This is a genomic window from Dietzia sp. DQ12-76, assembly GCF_014145045.1.
Taxonomy (GTDB): domain Bacteria; phylum Actinomycetota; class Actinomycetes; order Mycobacteriales; family Mycobacteriaceae; genus Dietzia.
This window is the reverse complement of sequence record NZ_JAALDV010000152.1, coordinates 1-2,831: the sequence shown is the minus strand read 5'-3', so window position 1 is coordinate 2,831 and position 2,831 is coordinate 1. Positions and strand designations below refer to the sequence as shown.

At 69.7% G+C, this 2,831-nt stretch carries 2 protein-coding genes and 1 tRNA gene; 2 read left to right on the top strand and 1 reads right to left on the bottom strand.

What is annotated here, in order from left to right; translation table 11 throughout:
• Window position 1: 1 nt before the first annotated feature.
• Window positions 2–74, bottom strand: a tRNA-Arg gene (locus G6019_RS06460).
• A gap of 106 nt (window positions 75–180) precedes the next feature.
• Between G6019_RS06460 and G6019_RS06455 the strand changes: the two genes are divergently transcribed.
• Together G6019_RS06455 and G6019_RS06450 are read left to right on the top strand one after the other, a co-directional pair.
• Entirely contained in the window at window positions 181–2,211 is a 2,031-nt protein-coding gene (locus tag G6019_RS06455) for a cytochrome c oxidase assembly protein (RefSeq protein WP_107758019.1), read from the top strand.
• 167 nt (window positions 2,212–2,378) lie between these two features.
• On the top strand, window positions 2,379–2,831 hold a 453-nt coding region (locus G6019_RS06450; RefSeq protein ID WP_182627229.1), incomplete at its 3' end, for a single-stranded DNA-binding protein.

The following is a 2,831-nucleotide window of genomic DNA, read 5'->3' as shown; positions in this document are numbered from 1 at the left end:
GCGCCCCCGAGAGGATTCGAACCCCTGACCAGCCGGGTAGAAACCGGATGCTCTATCCACTGAGCTACGGAGGCCTGCGACGCCCGCGTCCGGCGTCGCCGGAAGGATGATAGCCGATCCGGGGGTGTGCGCCGCAGCCGCGAATCGGCCCGTGGCGATCGGGTTAATACGATGGTGGCCATGACGTCGTCCAAGTCGACACCCGCCCGCGCCGGAACGCTCACGACCCGCAGCGTGGTGCCCGTCGTGATCCTGCTCGCGGTGGTGGCCGCCGCGGTGGTGATCCCGCTGTCGGGCATGTCCACGGAGGTGGCGCTCGCGCTGGTGGGCGTCCCGGACCCGGGCGTTCTCACCACGGCCGGGCTCCCGGCGGTCCGAGCGGTGGGCGAGCTGCTCGCCGCGGTGGCGGTGGGGACGGCCCTGTTCGCGGCGTTCTTCACCCCGCCCCAGAAGGACAAGACCCTCGACGTGGACGGGTACCGATCGCAGCGGATCTCCTCGTGGGCCAACATCTCGTGGGCGGTGGCCGCGGCTCTGCTCATCCCGCTGACCCTGTCGGACGTCTCCGGCCGCACGTTCTGGGCGGCGCTGCCCCCGGACCAGTGGATCGTGGCGATCAACCAGATCGACGTGGCCTCGTCCTGGCGGTGGGCGGCGGTGATCGCGCTGGTGGCCGGGATCGGTCAGCGGCTCACCGTGAGCTGGCGCTGGTCGGTGATCTGGTTGGGCGTGTCGGTGCTCTCGCTCCTGCCGGTGGCGGCCACGGGGCACGCCTCAGGGAGCACCGCGCACGACATCGCCACCAACTCGCTGATCATCCACCTGTTCGCCGCCGCGTTCTACGTGGGCGGGCTGGTCGCCGTGCTGGCCCACACCATGCGGGGCGGCTCCCGCGTGGCCCTGGCCCTGCGCCGCTACTCGGTGGTGGCGACCATCGCGATCATCGCGCTCGGGTTCTCCGGCATCATCAACGCGCTCGTGCGGCTGCACCCGGCCGACCTGTTCTCCTCCACCTACGGGCTGCTCGTGGTGTCCAAGGCGCTCCTGCTGGTCCTGCTCGCGCTGTTCGGCCTGGCCATCCGCCGCCGGATCATCGCCAGGATCGAGTCCAGATCGGCAAACGCTCCCGTCGACCGGCCGACCCTGGTGCGGATAGCGCTGGTCGAATCCGTGGTGATGGCGGGCACGATCGGGCTCTCGGTCTCGCTCGGTCGCACCCCGCCGCCGGCGCCGCTGTACGTGCCCACTCGCCAGGAGGCGCTCCTGGGCTTCGAGCTCCCCGGGCCGTTCTCACTCGGCACCGTGTTCGGGGTGTGGCGCTTCGACCTGGTGCTGGGCCTGGCCGCGGTCATCCTGCTGAGCCTGTACGTGTGGGGCCTGATCACACTGCGTCGCCGCGGTGACACCTGGCCGGTGGGCCGAACCGTGGCCTGGGTGCTCGGCTGCGTGATCCTGTTCCTCACCACCAGTTCTGGCATGGGGATGTACATGATGGCCGACTTCGCCAGCCACATGGTGGGGCACATGCTCATCTCGATGCTCGTGCCGGTGCTCCTCGCACTCGGCGGGCCGCTGACCCTGGCGTTGCGGGCGCTCCCGGCCGCGGGGCGTGGGAACCCGCCCGGGCCCCGTGAGTGGATCGTCGAGTTCATCAACAACCCCCTGTCCCGCTTCCTCACCCACCCGATCGTGGCCTCCGTGCAGTTCGTGGCGGGTTTCTACATCATCTACTTCGGCGGGTTCTACGAGGGCCTGGCCTCAGAACATCTGGGCCACATGTTCATGAACGTGCACTTCCTCATCAGTGGGTACCTGTTCTACTGGGTGATCATCGGTGTCGACGCCGCACCGCGGCACTTCTCGCCGCTCTACAAGCTCATGGTGCTGCTCAGCTCGCTGCCGTTCCACGCCTTCTTCGGCATCATGCTCATGAACTACAAGACCGTGCTCGCCGAGAACTGGTACGGCGGGATCGGACTGCCCTGGATCCCGGATCTCCTTCAGAGCCAGCAGGTCGGCGGCGGAGTCGCGTGGGCGGCGGGGGAGATCCCGCTGTTCATCGTCATGTTGGCCCTGGCGTGGCAGTGGTACCAGAGCGACATGCGGGACGCCCGGCGCGGCGAGCGCCAGGCCGAGCGTGACGACGACGCCGAGCTCAAGGCCTACAACGAGATGCTCAGCGCGATGTCCCGGGCGGACCGCAAGTCCTGAGGGGCGACCACCTCGTCGTCGGCGGCCCGCTTCTGCACACCCTGCCCGTCCCTCCACAGACCGGGCGCCGCGAGCGGCGCGACCGGGATTCGACGACGACGAGGTGGGGCACGCTCTGGGGCACGAGGCCGACGCACGGTCGGCCCGAGTGTGACAGGAGCGAGACCATGAACGAGACCCACACCACCGTCCGCGGAACCGTGATCACCGCCCCCACCACCCGCCGGGTCGGCGAGGACTCGGTCCTCTCCTTCCGGGTGGCCAGCAACACCCGCTACCAGGACCGCGACACCGGGGAGTGGAAGACGGGCGGCACGCTGTACTTCTCGGCCAATTGTTGGGGCAGGCTGGGCCAGCGGGCGTCCGGGACGCTGGTCAAGGGCGACGGCATCATCGTCCAGGGCCGCCTGCTGACCAACGAGTACGAGAAGGAGGGCAGGATCCAGCGGGATCTGGAGATGCGGGTCACCGCACTGGGACCGGACCTGTCCCGGATGGACGTGACGATGCGCAGGGCCCAGACCGAGGGATCCGGGCCGGCTCCCGAGGGGGAGGGGCCGGGCCGTCCGCAGGAGGCGGCGGGCGCGCCGGACGCCATGGAGATCGGGTCCCGCGACGCC

What these genes read in the sequence shown, in the direction of transcription:
- G6019_RS06455 (WP_107758019.1), top strand. Translation starts at nt 181, where the DNA reads ATGACGTCGTCCAAGTCGACACCCGCCCGCGCCGGAACGCTCACGACC.